At 32.7% G+C, this 16,782-nt stretch carries 16 protein-coding genes; 3 read left to right on the top strand and 13 right to left on the bottom strand.

Going from position 1 to position 16,782, the window contains the following annotated elements; genetic code table 11:
* Nucleotides 1–35 precede the first annotated feature (35 nt).
* Both ACFQ1R_RS04835 and ACFQ1R_RS04830 read left to right on the top strand, forming a co-directional pair.
* Nucleotides 36–650, top strand: a complete 615-nt coding sequence (locus ACFQ1R_RS04835; protein WP_379924980.1) for an outer membrane beta-barrel protein — start codon at nt 36–38, stop codon at nt 648–650.
* A gap of 168 nt (nt 651–818) precedes the next feature.
* Entirely contained in the window at nt 819–1,094 is a 276-nt protein-coding gene (locus ACFQ1R_RS04830) for a hypothetical protein (protein ID WP_379924979.1), read from the top strand.
* 9 nt (nt 1,095–1,103) lie between these two features.
* On the opposite strand, the gene dxs is transcribed toward ACFQ1R_RS04830, so the two are convergent.
* Both dxs and ACFQ1R_RS04820 read right to left on the bottom strand, forming a co-directional pair.
* Complete coding sequence (gene dxs / locus ACFQ1R_RS04825) at nt 1,104–2,864, bottom strand: 1-deoxy-D-xylulose-5-phosphate synthase (RefSeq protein ID WP_379924978.1); 1,761 nt, start codon at nt 2,862–2,864, stop codon at nt 1,104–1,106.
* A 46-nt stretch (nt 2,865–2,910) separates the two neighbouring features.
* Nucleotides 2,911–3,507, bottom strand: a complete 597-nt coding sequence (locus tag ACFQ1R_RS04820; protein WP_379924977.1) for a hypothetical protein — start codon at nt 3,505–3,507, stop codon at nt 2,911–2,913.
* A 78-nt stretch (nt 3,508–3,585) separates the two neighbouring features.
* Between ACFQ1R_RS04820 and ACFQ1R_RS04815 the strand changes: the two genes are divergently transcribed.
* On the top strand, nt 3,586–4,035 hold the full coding sequence (locus tag ACFQ1R_RS04815; protein ID WP_379924976.1) for a nucleoside deaminase: 450 nt from the start codon (nt 3,586–3,588) through the stop codon (nt 4,033–4,035).
* A 139-nt stretch (nt 4,036–4,174) separates the two neighbouring features.
* Here ACFQ1R_RS04815 and ACFQ1R_RS04810 read toward each other — a convergent pair whose 3' ends face one another.
* From ACFQ1R_RS04810 to ACFQ1R_RS04760, 11 genes are all read right to left on the bottom strand, one after another.
* Nucleotides 4,175–4,411, bottom strand: a complete 237-nt coding sequence (locus tag ACFQ1R_RS04810) for a hypothetical protein (RefSeq protein WP_379924975.1) — start codon at nt 4,409–4,411, stop codon at nt 4,175–4,177.
* The gene (locus ACFQ1R_RS04805) at nt 4,412–6,226 is read right to left on the bottom strand and encodes a chloride channel protein (protein ID WP_379924973.1); all 1,815 of its coding nucleotides are present in this window, start codon (nt 6,224–6,226) and stop codon (nt 4,412–4,414) included.
* A 16-nt stretch (nt 6,227–6,242) separates the two neighbouring features.
* Nucleotides 6,243–7,997, bottom strand: a complete 1,755-nt coding sequence (aspS, locus tag ACFQ1R_RS04800; RefSeq protein ID WP_379924972.1) for an aspartate--tRNA ligase — start codon at nt 7,995–7,997, stop codon at nt 6,243–6,245.
* A 102-nt stretch (nt 7,998–8,099) separates the two neighbouring features.
* Nucleotides 8,100–11,603 carry an efflux RND transporter permease subunit gene (locus tag ACFQ1R_RS04795; RefSeq protein ID WP_379924970.1) on the bottom strand — a complete coding sequence of 1,168 codons (3,504 nt, stop codon included), beginning with the start codon at nt 11,601–11,603 and terminating at the stop codon, nt 8,100–8,102.
* Between the two features lie 46 nt (nt 11,604–11,649).
* Nucleotides 11,650–12,024 (bottom strand): four helix bundle protein, encoded by a 375-nt coding sequence (locus tag ACFQ1R_RS04790; RefSeq protein ID WP_379924969.1) that lies wholly within the window; start codon nt 12,022–12,024, stop codon nt 11,650–11,652.
* 35 nt (nt 12,025–12,059) lie between these two features.
* Nucleotides 12,060–13,235, bottom strand: coding sequence for an efflux RND transporter periplasmic adaptor subunit (locus ACFQ1R_RS04785; protein WP_379924967.1), 1,176 nt, complete (start codon nt 13,233–13,235; stop codon nt 12,060–12,062).
* A gap of 29 nt (nt 13,236–13,264) precedes the next feature.
* Nucleotides 13,265–14,608: a TolC family protein gene (locus ACFQ1R_RS04780; protein ID WP_379924966.1), complete on the bottom strand. Its 1,344-nt coding sequence runs from the start codon at nt 14,606–14,608 to the stop codon at nt 13,265–13,267.
* A 1-nt stretch (nt 14,609) separates the two neighbouring features.
* Nucleotides 14,610–15,218: a TetR/AcrR family transcriptional regulator gene (locus tag ACFQ1R_RS04775; protein ID WP_379924965.1), complete on the bottom strand. Its 609-nt coding sequence runs from the start codon at nt 15,216–15,218 to the stop codon at nt 14,610–14,612.
* Complete coding sequence (locus tag ACFQ1R_RS04770) at nt 15,218–15,751, bottom strand: YceI family protein (RefSeq protein WP_379924964.1); 534 nt, start codon at nt 15,749–15,751, stop codon at nt 15,218–15,220. The genes ACFQ1R_RS04775 and ACFQ1R_RS04770 overlap by 1 nt, the downstream gene beginning before the upstream one ends.
* 119 nt (nt 15,752–15,870) lie before the next feature.
* Nucleotides 15,871–16,203, bottom strand: a complete 333-nt coding sequence (locus ACFQ1R_RS04765) for a hypothetical protein (RefSeq protein ID WP_379924963.1) — start codon at nt 16,201–16,203, stop codon at nt 15,871–15,873.
* A gap of 10 nt (nt 16,204–16,213) precedes the next feature.
* A complete protein-coding gene (locus tag ACFQ1R_RS04760; protein WP_379924962.1) occupies nt 16,214–16,771 on the bottom strand; it encodes an RNA polymerase sigma factor in 558 nt (185 codons plus the stop codon).
* Nucleotides 16,772–16,782 lie beyond the last annotated feature (11 nt).

Here is a 16,782-nt window from a genome sequence, read left to right as displayed (position 1 = left end):
TTTTTTATTATATTTGAATTACTTAAAATCTTACAATGAAGAAAGAATTTTATATTGTTTTTTTAATAACCATTTTTAACTTATCAAGTACAATTGCTCAAATTAATTTGAAGATTGGAGTAAATATTGGAGGTCAGGTTTCTAGTCTTAGAGGTATAGAATATGAGACGGATAATAAATTTGATATAGTTCAATCTGTTGGTGTAAATTTAGAACTTGGCTTAAGTCAATCGGTTTCAATCGTTACAAGTGTTAATTTTGAGAGGTGGAAAAAAAGTATAGACATTTATTATAATCATTATTCAAATGAGTCCAAAGAAGGATATGATTTTTTTAATGTACCATTATTTGTCCGTTATAAGTTTGGCGGTCAAAAAAAGTACTTTTTAGATACTGGTGGTTTTATGAATTATTATAACAAAGGTCAACCTAATGGAATTATGCCTTTGTTTATTGAATTTGAAGACTATAATTTTGGCTTAGCTTTTGGTACAGGTATCGTTTTTCATTTAAATGAATCTTGGGATATAACAATTCAAGTAAGAGATGATATTGGTTTAAGTAATATTAATAAATATGAAAATCAAATATCTGGAAATATAAAGACTAATACCATTAGGTTAATAGGTACACTTAACTTTAAGATATAAAAGGATAAATTAATAGATTAAGTAGACTTACTAAATAATATTTAAAGCCCTTTTTGGAAACAGAAAGGGCTTTTTTATTGATTTTATTGAAAAAATTTATTAACTTAGGCATATTGCATCATGCATTTGCAATTAAGCTAAGTATTGTTTCACTAAAAATTATTGTTTATGCTACCTCCATTTAGATCTGAAATTAGAAACGCTCCATCGCAGCAAACCATTAAAATATATTTGAGTGATGAATCTTTAGATGGTCAGATAAAAAATCATCTAGAGCATTTCACCGAAATAGAATCTATTGAAATAAGCGATACTGTAGAGCAAAATCGTGCGGATGAAAATTTGACCATCTTTTTGAAAGACGCGGTAGATATTAATAGAATGAAAGCGTCTATTGATTCTAGTTTGTGGTGGTATTTTGAAAAAGATATGGTTGATGAATAAATAACAGACTTAGTTATTTAAGGTGTTTTTAAAAATTTCAAATAAGCTTTCAGCATCTAAACCAACGTGTTTTTGAAGTTCGGTTACGTTTCCGTGTTCAATAAATTCATCAGGAATTCCTAATATTTTTATGCTGTTATCATAATTATTTTCTGAAGCAAATTCTAAAATAGTAGAGCCAAATCCGCCTTTTATAGCATTGTCTTCAACTGTAATAATAGTTTTGTAATTTTTAAAGATGCTGTGAAGTAAAGGTTCATCTAATGGTTTAACAAAGCGTATATCATAATGCGAAATATCTAAATTCAAAATAGCTTCAGAAACATTTTTAGCAATGGTTCCTGTACTTAAAACAGCAATATTTTTGCCTTCTTTAAGTTGTACGCCTTCACCAATTTTTATAGTTTCAAAAGGTTGTTTCCAGTTTATAGTAACACCAATGCCTCTAGGGTAGCGAATAGCAATAGGCAGGCTAAGTTCCAATTGTGCGGTGTACATGATGTTTCTTAATTCAATTTCATTTCTTGGTGCAAACACAATTAAATTTGGAATGCATCTTAAATAACTTAAATCGAAAATACCATGGTGTGTTGCACCGTCTTCACCAACCAAACCTGCACGATCTAAACAAAAAATAACAGGTAGTTTTTGTAAAGCAACATCATGAATTATTTGATCGTAAGCACGTTGCAAAAAGGTTGAATAAATGTTACAAAAGGGTATTAAACCTTGTGTTGCCATACCTGCAGCTAGTGTTACAGCATGTTGTTCGGCAATACCAACATCAAAAGCACGCTCTGGTATTTCGTTCATCATATATTTTAATGAACTTCCTGTTGGCATAGCAGGTGTAATACCTACAATATGGTTGTTTTGTTTTGCAAGTTCAACAAGTGTATGCCCAAAAACATCTTGATATTTTGTAAATTCTGATGGTTTTTTGGTAAGCAAATCGCCCGTTGATGCATCAAATTTTCCAGGAGCATGGTATGTAACTTGGTTTTCTTCGGCTTGTTTTAAGCCTTTGCCTTTGGTTGTAATAACATGTAAAAATTTTGGACCTTTAACTGTTTTTAAACGTTGTAATTCTGAGATGATTTTATCAATATCATGACCATCAATAGGTCCGGAATAATCAAAATTTAAGGCTTTAATTATATTGTTTTTTTTATGAATTCCTTTTTTAACGTTGGTTAAGTATTGTTTTAATGCACCAACACTTGGGTCAATTCCAATAGCATTATCATTTAAAATAACAAGCAAATTAGCATTGGTTACGCCAGCATGGTTTAAACCTTCAAACGCCATACCACCAGCTATCGATGCATCGCCAATAACTGCAATATGTTGTTTTTCAAAATCACCTTTTATTTGAGAAGCGATTGCCATACCTAATGCCGCCGAAATGGATGTTGAAGCATGCCCAACACCAAAGGCATCATAAACACTTTCGTCTCGCTTAGGAAAACCACTTATGCCACCTATTTGCCTGTTGGTATGGAATAGCTTTTTTCTGCCAGTTAATATTTTATGCCCGTAGGCTTGATGACCAACATCCCAAATAAGTTGGTCTTCAGGTGTATTAAATACGTAATGTATTGCAATGGTAAGTTCAACAACACCCAAACTCGCTCCTAAATGACCTTCTTTGGTTGCGACTATATTTATGATGAACTCACGTAATTCTTGTGCAAGCTGTGGTAAGTCTTTTTTATTTAAAAGACGAAGTTCTTTAGGAGAATTTATTTGATTTAAAAATGAATTTTGCACGAAGCAAAAGTACGAGAAATTATTATTCTTCTATTTGTAATCAATTTTATAATTTTTGGTTTTCAGATTTTGTAGACGGTATTATTGAATCTGGGTTTTTAGGAAGATTTTCAATTATAACTATGTCGCCAACTGTTTCTATTGCTAGTTCACCTTCAACCATTAATTCAGAATTACTAATTTTTTTTTGGTTTGTTTTATATTTTTTACTTAAAATAGAATCATTTTCATTAAAAAGTGGTTCGCCAAACGTAATTTCTTCAGAAGTTTTTATGGTATCAATTACTTCAATGCTGTCTATTTTTTGTTTGTTACCACTCTTGTTTGTACAATTAAACAGTGAAGTGCCCATAGCTATAAGTAAAGCTAGTAAAAATGTTTTATGAAAGCTTTTAGGGCTAACTAGTACTTGTGATGGAATGTAGATATTGATACTATCTAATTGCGATTGTTTAAAATGACCGCAAATACGATTGTTTTTGTTTGCAATTATAAAATCTTGAATTTCGTGAGTATCCATTTTTGTAAAATCTACTACTGTTTTAGAACAAGAATTACAAAATTTACCTTTTTCTGTAGGCATCATGGTATTCCAATTTTCATGGCAAGGTTTGGGTATTGCAATGCTGTAGTAGTTTTTCATGACTTATGTGTTTAAAAAGTTACATCAAATTTCTTGCCGAAAGATTTTTAAATACGTTGAATTTGTATTTTTGCTATTATGATACAACCTTTTGATGATACTTATTTTATGAAAAAAGCCTTGCAAGAAGCTGAACTTGCTTTTGAAAAAGGCGAAATACCTGTAGGTGCTGTTATTGTAATTGATAATAGAGTAATTGCTAGAGGCCATAATTTAACAGAATTGCTTACCGATGTTACCGCTCATGCCGAAATGCAAGCTATAACTGCGGCATCAAATTTTTTAGGTGGCAAATATTTAAAAGATTGTACACTATACGTGACTTTAGAGCCTTGCCAAATGTGTGCAGGTGCTTTGTATTGGAGTCAAATTTCGAATATTGTGTATGCTGCACGCGATTTAGAACGCGGTTGTATTAATTTGAACACCAAATTACACCCTAAAACCACTATTAAAGGTGGTGTTTTGGAAGCTGAAGCTTCGGCTTTGTTAAAGCGTTTTTTTATTGAAAAACGCAATTTGAATTGAAGTTGCGTTAGCGATTACTCATACATATTATTTTAAAACTGAAATCGTGAATGCTCTGCATTTGCAGTGGAAAACCCACAGCGAAGTATGAGCGAGGACTTGTAACGTAAAGCACGACCCTTGTGGTAACGCCTAAATATTAATATTTTTTATCTTTTTGATTTTCGCGCATTTTATCTAAATTCTCTTTGGTAAGCATGTAATTTTTAACATCTTTATCTTTCCAGCGGTAATATGAAAATAGTGGAAATGCAATTAAAAAAAGGCCGGAAACGCCAAAGCCTATAAGTTTTTCTGAATAGGCGGTTTCAATTAAAAAGCCAGTTAGAATACTTCCTAAAGCGGCTATAAATAGAAAAATGATTAGATATTTCATTTACTTAGTAAAGTTAATTAATTGCCTTCTGTAAGCGGTTAGTAGTTTGGATTTGGAAATAAAACCGATATAAACACCGTTTTTTACAACAGGTAAATTCCATGCGCTACTGTCTTGAAATTTTTGCATGATTTCGGTCATTTTATCGTTATCGAAATCTATTATTTCGGGTGCGGGTTGCATGATATCGGTCGCAATAATATCGTTGTATAAGCTTTGGTCGAACATAACAGGGCGTAAATCATCCAATAAAATAATGCCTAGTAAAGCGTTGGTTTTTTCATTAACCACAGGAAAAATGTTTCGGTTCGATTTTACAACTGCTTGATGCACCATTTCACCTAAAGTCATTTTCGGGGTTATGGATACAAAATTATCTTCAATAACTTTTTCAATTTCCATTAGGGTTAAAACAGCATGATCTTTATCGTGCGTTATAAGTTCTCCTTTTCTGCCCAATTCCATATTATAGACAGAATGTGAGCTAAAATATTTTGTAATGCCAAATGAAATGGTTGCGGTAAGCATTAGCGGAATGAAAAGTTCGTAACCACTGGTAAGTTCGGCAATTAAGAAAATAGCGGTTAGTGGCGCATGTAAAACACCAGCTAATAAACCCGCCATACCTACTAGGGTAAAATTGCTTTCGGAAACTGGATTGCTAAATAAACCACAGTTATTAATTATTTTAGCAATACAATTGCCCATAATGCTACCCATAAAAAGCGTAGGTGCAAAAATACCGCCAACACCACCAGCACCAAAAGTAAGAGCGCTGGCTATAATTTTAAAAAACACTAAGCCTGCTAGTAGTAAAACAATGGTCCAAATATTAGTTAAATCCATTTGGAATACGTTGTTTTCTAAGGCTTTTTCAGGATTTCCAGCAATAAGATTATTTATAACATCAAAACCTTCACCATAAAGTGGTGGAATAAAATAAACTAAAACGCCTAATAGAAGACCACCAATAAGTAAGCGTTTGATAGGTGAATTTATTTTATCAAAAAACGTATGAAACTTATCGTAAACTTGAGCGAAGTAAATGGAAGTTATAGCTGCAAAAACACCAAGAATCATATAGAAAGGCGCATCGGCAAGTATAAATTTGTCTTCAATTTTGAATGGTAATAAAATGTCATCGCCAAAGAAAAAATAAGAAGTTAGAATTGCTGAAAGTGAAGCTAACAAAAGTGGTAACATGGATGCTATTGTTAAGTCTAAACTAAACACTTCAATAGCAAAAACTATAGCGGCAATAGGTGCTTTAAAAATAGAACTCATGGCACCAGCAGCAGCACAACCAATGAGTAAATTTCGAGTGGTTTGGTTCATGTGGAACATTCTAGAAATGTTTGAACCAATGGCAGCACCAGTAGCTACTGTTGGACCTTCTAGCCCTACGGAACCGCCAAAACCAACCGTTAATGGTGCCGTTAAAATAGAACCAAACATTTGGTATTGTTTCATTACACCTTTTCGTTTTGAAATAGCAAAAAGGGTAGAGGGAATACCGTGGCTTACTTTATTTCTAATAACGTATTTTATAATGAAATAAACTAACGTAAGTCCAATGATGGGAAATACAAAGTAAAATGCTGTATGATAATAGTCTATTAAATTGCCTTCTAATAAATGTTGAAAAAAATGGGTTAAGTTTTTTAGGATAACCGCACCAACTCCTGATGTGAAACCAATAACGATGCTTAGAATATATACAAACTGTCTGTGAGAAATGTGTTTTGCTCTCCAGATGAGTACTTGTTTTAAAATGGTTTGTTTCGGCATATTTAAATCTACTAAAAAATCCTGCATTTTGCAGGATTCTTTTTTATTGTTTTAAATTAAGTTTTAGGCTTAACTCTGTTAATTGTGCATCGTCAATTGGTGCTGGTGCATCAATCATTACATCACGACCTGCATTGTTTTTTGGGAATGCGATAAAGTCGCGGATGGTTTCCTGTCCACCCAAAATAGCAACCAATCTATCCAATCCAAAAGCTAAACCGCCATGTGGTGGTGCGCCATACTGAAAAGCATCCATTAAAAAGCCAAATTGCGCTTTTGCTTCTTCAGGTGTAAAGCCTAAATAATCGAACATTAGGGATTGGGTTTCTTTATCATGAATTCTTATAGAACCGCCACCAATTTCGTTTCCGTTCAACACCAAATCGTAAGCATTGGCTTTTACTTCACCTGGGTTTGTTTTTAGAAGCTCTAATTGGCCTGGTTTTGGTGATGTAAATGGGTGGTGCATGGCGTGGTAACGTTCGGTTTCTTCATCCCATTCTAAAAGCGGGAAATCCATCACCCAAAGCGGTGCAAACTCTTTAGGGTTTCTAAGTCCTAAACGTTCTGCTAATTCCATACGTAATGCGCTTAATTGGGTGCGCACTTTATGTTTGTCGCCAGAAAGCACACAAATTAAATCGCCGGCTTTAGCACCAGTGACTTCTGCCCATTTAGTTAAATCGGCTTCATCATAAAATTTATCTACGGATGATTTGTAGGTGCCATCGTCATTACAACGTACATACACCATGCCTAAGGCGCCAATTTGTGGGCGTTTTACCCAATCTATCAATTGGTCTATATCTTTTCTGGTGTAAGCGTTTCCACCCGGAACAGCAATACCCACTACCAACTCAGCACTATTGAAAACGCCAAAATCTTTGTGTTGTGCTACGTCGTTAAGTTCGCCAAATTGCATTCCAAAACGAATGTCTGGTTTGTCGTTTCCATACAAACGCATCGCATCGTCGTATAGCATTCTTGGAAATTTTTCAATTTCAACACCGTTCACTTCTTTAAGTAAATGACGTGTTAAACCTTCAAACGCATTTAAAATATCTTCTTGCTCAATAAACGCCATTTCACAATCTATTTGTGTGAATTCTGGTTGTCTATCAGCACGTAAATCTTCATCTCTAAAACACTTTACAATTTGGAAATATTTATCCATACCGCCAACCATCAAGAGTTGTTTGAACGTTTGAGGCGATTGTGGAAGTGCGTAAAACTGACCAGCATTCATGCGTGAAGGTACTACGAAATCGCGCGCACCTTCGGGAGTCGATTTTATTAAATACGGTGTTTCAACTTCAATAAAACCTTCTTTTGAAAGGTAATTTCTAACTTCTTGGGTTACTTTATGTCTAAAAATCAAGCTGTTTTTAACGGGGTTACGACGAATATCTAAATAGCGATACTTCATGCGTAACTCTTCACCACCATCGGTTTTATCTTCAATAGTGAACGGTGGTAACAAGGCTTCATTTAAAATATTTAATTCGGAAACCAAAATTTCAATATCGCCAGTTGGGATGTTTGGGTTTTTGGAAGCACGTTCTATAACCGTTCCTTTTACTTGGATAACGAATTCGCGTCCTAGGTTTTGAGCCTGTACTAACATGGCTTTTGAAGTACGCTCAGCATCAAAAACAAGTTGCGTAATACCGTAACGGTCGCGTAAATCTACCCATACAATAAAACCTTTATCTCTAGATTTTTGAACCCACCCTGCAAGTGTAACTTCTTTATTAATGTGTGATGTATTTAACTCACCACAATTATGACTTCTGTACATAGTTGAAAATTGAAGTGCAAATTTACATAACTTAAGTGATTATCAAATAAAAAACGCTTCAACATTTGTTGAAGCGTTTTTTAGATTTTTTATAATTAGTTATTAATCTAAAATTTCTGGTTCTTGTATTGTGTTTTTAGAAGCTGTTTTGCTTTTTATCCACATTTTAAGTTGCATTGCTAAATAGAATAACACAGGTACAACTACTAACGTTAAAAATGTAGCTACAAATAATCCGTAAATAACGGTCCAAGCTAATGGACCCCAGAAAATAACGTTATCACCACCAAAATAGATATGCGGATTAAGCTCACTAAACAACGTGAAAAAATTAATATTTAAACCAATTGCTAATGGTATTAAGCCTAATATGGTAGTAATTGCGGTTAATAAAACAGGACGTAAACGTGCTTTGCCTGCTTGAACAATACTATTGAATAAATCTTCTTTACTTAAATAATCATCTTCATCTAAACCTCTGTCGTATTTTTTTCTATCAATTAGAAGTTGTGCATAATCTAGAAGTACAACACCGTTGTTTACCACAATACCAGCAAGTGAAATAATGCCCATCATAGTCATCATAATTACAAACGCACTGCCTGTAAAAACAATACCAAAAAATACACCAATTAAGCTTAAAAATATGGCAAGCATAATAATTGCTGGCTTAGAAAACGAGTTAAACTGGAAAATAAGAATTAAAAATATTAAGAACAAACCTGTAAAAAATGCACCCATTAAAAATGCCATTTGTTTGTTTTGTTCTTCAATTTGTCCTGTATAGTCAATTTTCACACTTTTTGGTAATTCTTTAAATTCTTTCATGGCATGTTGAACTTGACCAACAACAGCACCAGCATCGGTATAACCTGGAGCAAGTGCTGAATACACTGTAACGACACGACGAACATCTCTATGTTTTATAGAACTAAAACCAGATGTGTTTGATTGTTTAGCAACAGCAGATACAGGAACTTCTTTAATTTGCCCTGAAGCCATATCTCTGAACGTTATTTTTTGATTGAAAATAGCACTAGAGTTATAGCGGTTTTCTTCGTTAAAACGAACATAGATATCAAAATCATCACCATCTTCTTTATAAACACCAGCTTTAGCTCCAAAAATAGCATTTCTTAGTTGTTGCCCTACTTGAGAAGCACCAATACCTAACTCACCTGCTTTTTCTCTATCAACAACCACTTGCATTGCAGGTTTATCTTTATTTACGTCTATTTTTAACTCATCAATACCAGCAATACTTCTAGAGTTTATGAAGTCGCGCATTTTTTCGGCGGTATTTATAAGTTCAGAATAGTCATCACCTTCTAATTCAATGTTAATTGGTGCACCAGCAGGTGGTCCATTTTGATCTTTTTCAACTGAAATTAATACTCCAGGATAAATCCCTACCAAAGCTTCTTGTACCTTTTGGCGCATTAATTCACTGTCTTCACCTTCTCTAAATTTATATTCGCGCATGGATGCCGTAATTTTACCTTTATGAGGCATTTCAGCTGCTGAACCACCATCGGTTTGTGGGTTTCCTGCACCTTCACCAACTTGAGAAACGGCACTTTCAACCATAAAATTATAGTCACCTTTTCTATACATGCCTTCATTTAAAACAGTGTATACTTTTTTTTCTATTTCTTTGGTAATAGCGTTTGTTTTTTTAATATCGGTACCTTCGGGATATTCAATATATACAATGATTTGATTTGGTTTGTTTTCGGGGAAGAATTGTACTTCAGTACGTTGTGTGCCTAAAGACCAACCAAAAACTATAAAAGATATGATTAAAAGTATAAAAGTAGCAATACTTATAACATAGGTTCTTTTACTTTTTAATGCCCATTTTAGGGTTTTTTCATATAATATTTCTAGTTTTACTAATGTTTTGTTTTGAAAACGATTTGCCATTTTACGAAGTAACAAACGGTAAACCCACAACATAATGGCTGTAAAAATCATTAATGAACCTAAAGCTCTATAGTCGCCACCTATAATGAGGATGATAAGCCCAATGATAGATACAGTAGCTGTTATGTAAATGATGCGTTTTAATGGCATGTCTTTATCTTCAACTGTCATAAACTGAGATACAAGTACCGAGTTAAAGAAAATAGCAACAAAAAGTGATGACCCTAAAACTACTGATAATGTTATTGGGAAATAAATCATAAATTCACCCATAACTCCAGGCCACATACCAAGTGGTATAAATGCCGCTACTGTAGTAGCTGTAGAAATAATAATAGGGTAGGCAATCTCACTAATCCCTTTTTTGGCAGCATCTAATCTGCTCATACCTTCTTCATCCATAAGGCGGTAAACGTTTTCAACCACAACAATACCGTTATCTACTAGCATACCAAGACCCATAATTAGTCCGAAAAGAATCATAGTATTCATGGTATAGCCTAGTAAGTTTAAAATCATTAAAGACATAAACATAGACATAGGTATTGCAAACCCAACAAATAGTGCGTTTTTAAAGCCTAAAAAGAACATTAAAACGGTTACTACTAGTATGATGCCAAATATGATATTGTTTACTAAATCATCAACTTGTCCAATGGTTTTAGATGATTGATCATTGGTGGTTGTAACTTTTAAATCTCTTGGGAACACGTTTGCTTTAGCATTATCTACAATTACCTGTATTTTTTCGGCAGCTTCAACCATGTTTTTACCTGCACGTTTTTTTACGTCTAGCATCACTACAGGTTCGCCAAACTCGCGTGCGTAGGTTGTTTTGTCTTTTTCTTTAAAGCTTACATCTGCAATGTCTTTTAAGTAAATAGGGTTGTTGTGTTCTGTTTTTACGACAAAGTTTTTTAGGTTGTTTGGGTTGTCAATTTCTCCTAAAATCCTGATGGTTCTGCGTTGGCCACTAGCAATGAAGTTACCAGCAGACATAGTCATGTTTCCTTTGTTTATGGCACCAATTACGTCATCAAAACTAACTTGTGAAGCCATCATTTTATAAATATCAACGGCTACTTCAACTTCTTTTTCTTGAGCACCACGAATATCTACCTTTTTAATTTCGATGAGTTTTTCAATTTCATCTTGTAAATATTCACCAAACTCTTTTAGTTTTTCTACCGGATAATCACCTGAAATATTGATGTTAAGAATTGGCATTTCTTCAGACATGCTTAATTCAAACGCATTAGGTTCTACTTTTGCGCCGTTAAATGTTGGCCAATCTTCACTAGCAGTTTCTGAATCTATTTCGTCTTTTACCTTTTGTTTTGCTTGTTCAACGCTAATATCTTCATCAAACTCAACAACAATCATAGAATAATCTTCTTGTGATGATGAGGTTATTTCAACTACGTTACTAACAGTTTTAAGTTTATCTTCAAGCGGATCTGTAATTAGTTTTTCAATATCTTCAGCTGTATTTCCAAAGAAAGGTGTGCTTATGTAAATTTTAGTTTCTTTAATTTCTGGGAAACTTTCTCTAGGCATTTTAAAATATGCTGAAATACCTAAAAAGAAAATCATAGCCATCATCATATAAATTGTGGTTTTGTTGTGTATTGCCCACGATGATAGTTTGAATTCTTTATCGATTTGTTTTTGTTGTTTCGTCATTTTATGAGTCGTTAGTCTTTAGTCTTTAGACGTTAGTAATTAGTCTTTAGACTTTAGTGTTTGTTTTTAGATATTTTTGAAGGCTAATAATCATTTTTGAGAGTTCTTCAAGTTTTTCTCTTAATGCTATTTCTTGTTCAATTGAAATGTAATTTTGTCTTTTAGCAATGGACGTACACACAACGCATTCTTTTACAGATCCTATAGCTATTTGCAAAAATCTATTAAATTGTGCGTTTGTATCACCTGTTCCTTCAGCTATATTTAGAGTAATAGAAATAGCTGCTCTTGTGAATTGCGATGTTAGTGCGTAACGTTCGGTGTCAGGAAAATTTTTAGTAAAAGCATAAGCGGTATCAGTAAACTCTAATGCCTTTTGATACACTTGTAAATCTTCAAATTTGAATTTTATATTTTTCATTTACTATTAGTTTTCTACCGTCTACCCTCTACCGACTAAAGACCATTAATAACCTTAACAGTTTGTCCGTCGTTTACACTTCTTGCGCCTTCTTGAATAATTTCAACAGTATTTCCAAGTCCTTTGGTTACTTCAATTACATCGCCTTGCGATTTTCCTGTTTCAATAATTACACGTTTTGCATTACCTTTATTATCGGCATTTTTGTTTTCAATAATGTATATGTATTGCTCACCATCAGCATTTTCAGAAATAATACTTTGTGGTATTAAAATGGCAGTATCGTTTGTGTAATCGTTAATTTTAAGTTTTGCTGTAAGGTTTGGTTTGATGCTTTTATCTTTATTAGGAACAGCAACTTCTATTTTAAAAGTTCTGTTTGCTGGGTTTATAAAATTACCAGCTTGTCTAATTTTAGCTTCTAATGATTTTCCTAAAATAGGAAACTCCACTTTTACAGTTTTGTTAGCTGTAACGTTAGAAATGTAGCTTTCTGGCACATCGGTTTCAATATACATATCGTCTAAATTAACAATACGCATTAATTGCGATTGTCCTGGCGCAACAACACTACCTTGGTCTGTAATAACATCGTCAATAACGCCTGTAAATGGCGCTCTAACCGTTGTTTTACTAAGTTGACTTTTTAATTGGCTAACAGCACGTTGTTGTGCTTGGTAGCTAGATTTTGCTTGAAGGTATTGAATTTCACTACCTATTTTTTGTTCCCATAAACGTTCTTGACGCTCAAACGTGGTTTTAGCTAAATCTGCTTGAATTTGTAATTGAGCTACTTGTTGGCTTAAACCACCATCATCTATAGTTGCAAGTAATTGGCCTTTGGTTACATATTGGCCTTCTTTTACATAAACGCGGGTTAATGTTCCTGCCATTTCTGGATAAATAACTAAGTTTTGTTTTGTTTGTACATTACCTTGTAACTCTAAGTAATGTTCAAATTTTTCCGATTTTATAGTTAAAGTAGTAACTAATGGTAATTTTTTTATGGTGTCTAATTCTGAAATTCTATCGTTAATTAGTTTTAATTGATCTGCTAAAGTTTGCTGTTTAGCATCAATTTCTTCACGTTTTTGTTTTAGGGCTTCTAAGTTGTTTGAAGCAACTAAATCTTCAACAGATTTTTCTTTTTGTTCTCCACCACAAGCAGTTAGAAGAACAGTAACGATTAATAAAGTATATATGTGTTTCATTTTTTAGTATTTTTTATTTTGTATGATGATTAGTTATTGATTGTGTTAAGTATGGTTTCCAACGCCGCTTTTTTGTTTATAACATCAAGCATGGCTTGTAAAAACTCTTGTTGTGCTGTGTATAATTGCGTTTGTGCTTGTCTTAAATCGAAACTTGAAGCAATACCTTCAAAAAACTTTGTTTGGTTTTTTTTCTCGATGCGTTCTGCAAGATTTAGGTTTTGTTTTTTGTTATCATAATCAGAAATAGCAAATTGGTAATCACTTTTTGCTGCTGCCGTTTGAAGTTGAAGTTTTTGCTCGGTTTCAACCAAATCGTCTTGCGCTTTTTCTAAGTTTATTTTAGCGCGTTGTGTTGCGGCGCTTCTACCTAATGAACTAAAAATTGGGATGTTCATGTTTACACCAAAAAGTGATGAACCAAACCATTTTTGGTCTTTACTTGTAAATTCAAAATTGTCGCCAAAAGCATTGTAGCCACCATTTATAAAGGCATTTAAGGTTGGTAACGCTTTGCTTTTTTCAAGTTTAAGAAGTAATTCTTTTGCTTTTTTGTCGTTTTCGGCAATTTGGTAATCTATTGAATTATCTAAATTCAAACTAGAATCAACCAATTCTAAAGAGATGTTTTGAACTGTTAAACTCTCAAGACTGTCGGTTAAAACGGTTGTGCTATTAACATCTAAGCCTAAAGTGATATTTAGCATTTGATATGCCAAGGTTTTTAAACGCGTTGTGTTTTGTAATGTACTGTTTACGCCAGATAAGGTTATTTGAAGTTGCTCAACACTTTCTTCTTCTTCTAAACCATTTTCAAATATTTTTGATAAATCGCTTAGGTTTTTTTCTAAAATTGCTTTGTTTTTTTCAATTATAGCAACACTCTCTTCGGCAAGTAACACATTACCGTAAGCATTAATTACAGCTTTTCTAACCTCTAAATCGGTTTTAATTTTGGCATTTTTAGAAATTTCTAAAAACACTTTGGCCGATTGTAAGCCTACTAAATAGGAACCATCAAATATTTTCTGGCTTAATGTAGCAGTTGCATTAACACTTTGCTTGGTGCCAAAAGTAACTTCGGCAAATTCTCCAGGATTACCACCAAAAAATTCGGCAGGAATTAATGAAACTTGTTGCTTTAACCAGTTTTGATAGCCTATTTCGGCGTTAATCTGAGGCAAACCTGTTGCGGTGGTTTCCCATTTTTGTTTTTTTGCTGCTTCAATATCGCGAGCAGCATTTTTTGCAGTTCTATTGTTTTGAAGTGCGAAGTTTATGGCTTCCTGTAATGAGAAACTTTGTATGTTTTCTTGTGAAAACAAGCTTATAGAAAGTGATAAACTAAGTAATAGTATTAGTTTTTGTTTCATTTTATATTGATTGATTTGATTTTATAAATTTGTTTAATTCTTTAAGTCCTTTTTCTGTAACAATAGCTCTTAAGTGGTATTCCAAAAAGTTTTCCATTAGAGTTTCCATGTTATATAATTCGTTTGGAAAAAATGTGTCATCTTTTATTCCAGTCATGCCATTAAAGTACATTCTAGATATAAAATCTACATTTATTTCATGTCGGTAAAAGTTAGTATCAATGCCTTTTTGCAAACTTTCTTTAACAGATTCGTGCATTTTTTCAAATTGTTTTAAGTGTAAGCGGTTGTGTATTTGTGGGTAGTATTTTTTAAGTTGGTATTGTGGTGATGTTTTTTCATTTTTAAGATATTGCATCACAAATATTTTTATGTCGTATAATTCTTGAATTGGGTTTTGCGATGTGTTACAAATACCATCAATACCTTCGCATACATTGGCAAAAACTTCAAAAGTTACAGCCTCAACAAGCTTTGTTTTATTTGCAAAATGAACATAAATTGTTTTTTTTGATATTGCTAACTCATTTGCAATATCATCCATTGTAACACTTTTAAAACCTAGTGTTAAAAACAATTCTGCCGATTTTTGTATTATATGAGTTCTCATTAATTGTTTTTTGAATAAAATTCTAAGTTGGCAGTTAAGTTAATTTCTTTGCCAACTGCAACACTGCCTGTTTTGTTAAAAGCTTTAGGTGTTAAACCAAAATCTTTTCTGTTAATAGTTCCTGCTATTTCAAAATGTGCTTTATAAAAACCATTTTTTGTTTCTAAATTCACCAATACAGCTTCAAATTCAACCACTTTTGTAATGTTATTTATGGTTAAATAGCCTTTTAAAAAATTAAGAGTTGAATTTATTTTTTCAAAAGAAGTTGATTTAAAACGAATTGGAGGATAAATATTGGCGTTTGTAAAATCTATTAAGTCTAGGTCAACATCAAAAGGTTCTAAAGTGCCTTCTTTTGAATGTATATCAATTAAAAATTCAATAGAAGCATCTTCTAATTGGTCATTTTTAACAGCAATTGAACCATTAAACGTATTAATTGAACTTGCTAAATATGCTATAATGGTACGTCTTGATTTTAAAAGAACGTCCGATTGATTTGAGTCTACTGTCCACTTTGAAGCTGTCATAATTTAAAAAATAATGGTGCAAATATATAAAGGAAACTTTAAAAACCAAAAAAGTTTCCAAAGTTTTAAAGAAAATTTACAATTAAGAAATGTTTAGTTTACATTGAAGTTTAAAATGCCTAATCTTTTTGGCACCAGTTTCTGTTTTTAAAGCGGTCTTTCCAAGCGTCTTTAAATGTTTCGCATTCTTCTGGTGTCATGTTTTTCATTTTATTTATAAAATGTTTTTTTCGCATAGCGTATTTGCCTTTTCCACAGCCTGAAAAACCACCAAATAAAATTTTGCTTAATATTAAAACACCCATAGCTTGCCAATATGTTAGTGTGTTTACATGAATAACGTTGGGTAAAATGGCATTCCAAAGCCACATAACTATGGCAGTAAGCCCGAATAGAATAATTATTGGAATAAAGAATAGAAGTTTTCTTTTTTGTTTGAATTTATGATTCATAATATTTTTTTTAATCGTTGTTTAAATCTTGATATAATGTTTTTAGGCGTAACCTTAAATACTTTACGGCATAGCTTTTTCTGCTAATTATGGTTTTAATGTTTTCGTTAGTTTCATCTGCAATTTGTTGTAATGTTTTATTATTAAACTCATTTTCAACAAATACAAAGCGTTGTTTTTCAGGAAGTTCATCTAGTGCGTTAACAAGCTCTTCCCAAATTTCATCTTGAAAAAATTTAATTTCAGGGTTTTTTTCATTGTCAATAAGTAAAATGTCTTTAATAATAAAGTTTCCTTCATCATCTTCAATAGTAAAATTTGATAAGTTTTCGGTTCTTTTTTTTCGGTAGTTATCGGTTATTTTATTTCGAGTTACCGAAAAAAGCCAACTACTAATATTTACAATGTCAGCAATGTTTGTAAGGTTGCTAAACTGAAACCAAACCTCTTGCAGAATGTCTTGCGCATCTTCACTATTTTTAACTTTTGGCTTAATGAATGCCATAAGCTTTTCACTATAACTATTTACAGTTTGTGAAATGATACTTTCCTTTTCTTGTTTAGACATTGTAAAAATTT

The organism is Mariniflexile jejuense, assembly GCF_042675665.1.
Classification (GTDB): Bacteria; Bacteroidota; Bacteroidia; order Flavobacteriales; family Flavobacteriaceae; genus Mariniflexile; species Mariniflexile jejuense.
Note: the sequence above shows the minus strand (reverse complement) of the source record. Positions and strands in the feature narration are given on the sequence as shown.

Coding starts and splice junctions, on each gene's coding strand:
- ACFQ1R_RS04835 (WP_379924980.1), top strand. CDS start 36: ATGAAGAAAGAATTTTATATTGTTTTTTTAATAACCATTTTTAACTTA.
- ACFQ1R_RS04830 (WP_379924979.1), top strand. CDS start 819: ATGCTACCTCCATTTAGATCTGAAATTAGAAACGCTCCATCGCAGCAA.
- ACFQ1R_RS04820 (WP_379924977.1), bottom strand. CDS start 3,507: ATGAAAAACTACTACAGCATTGCAATACCCAAACCTTGCCATGAAAAT.
- ACFQ1R_RS04815 (WP_379924976.1), top strand. CDS start 3,586: ATGATACAACCTTTTGATGATACTTATTTTATGAAAAAAGCCTTGCAA.
- ACFQ1R_RS04810 (WP_379924975.1), bottom strand. CDS start 4,411: ATGAAATATCTAATCATTTTTCTATTTATAGCCGCTTTAGGAAGTATT.
- ACFQ1R_RS04805 (WP_379924973.1), bottom strand. CDS start 6,226: ATGCAGGATTTTTTAGTAGATTTAAATATGCCGAAACAAACCATTTTA.
- aspS (WP_379924972.1), bottom strand. CDS start 7,997: ATGTACAGAAGTCATAATTGTGGTGAGTTAAATACATCACACATTAAT.
- ACFQ1R_RS04795 (WP_379924970.1), bottom strand. CDS start 11,603: ATGACGAAACAACAAAAACAAATCGATAAAGAATTCAAACTATCATCG.
- ACFQ1R_RS04790 (WP_379924969.1), bottom strand. CDS start 12,024: ATGAAAAATATAAAATTCAAATTTGAAGATTTACAAGTGTATCAAAAG.
- ACFQ1R_RS04785 (WP_379924967.1), bottom strand. CDS start 13,235: ATGAAACACATATATACTTTATTAATCGTTACTGTTCTTCTAACTGCT.
- ACFQ1R_RS04780 (WP_379924966.1), bottom strand. CDS start 14,608: ATGAAACAAAAACTAATACTATTACTTAGTTTATCACTTTCTATAAGC.
- ACFQ1R_RS04775 (WP_379924965.1), bottom strand. CDS start 15,218: ATGAGAACTCATATAATACAAAAATCGGCAGAATTGTTTTTAACACTA.
- ACFQ1R_RS04770 (WP_379924964.1), bottom strand. CDS start 15,751: ATGACAGCTTCAAAGTGGACAGTAGACTCAAATCAATCGGACGTTCTT.
- ACFQ1R_RS04765 (WP_379924963.1), bottom strand. CDS start 16,203: ATGAATCATAAATTCAAACAAAAAAGAAAACTTCTATTCTTTATTCCA.
- ACFQ1R_RS04760 (WP_379924962.1), bottom strand. CDS start 16,771: ATGTCTAAACAAGAAAAGGAAAGTATCATTTCACAAACTGTAAATAGT.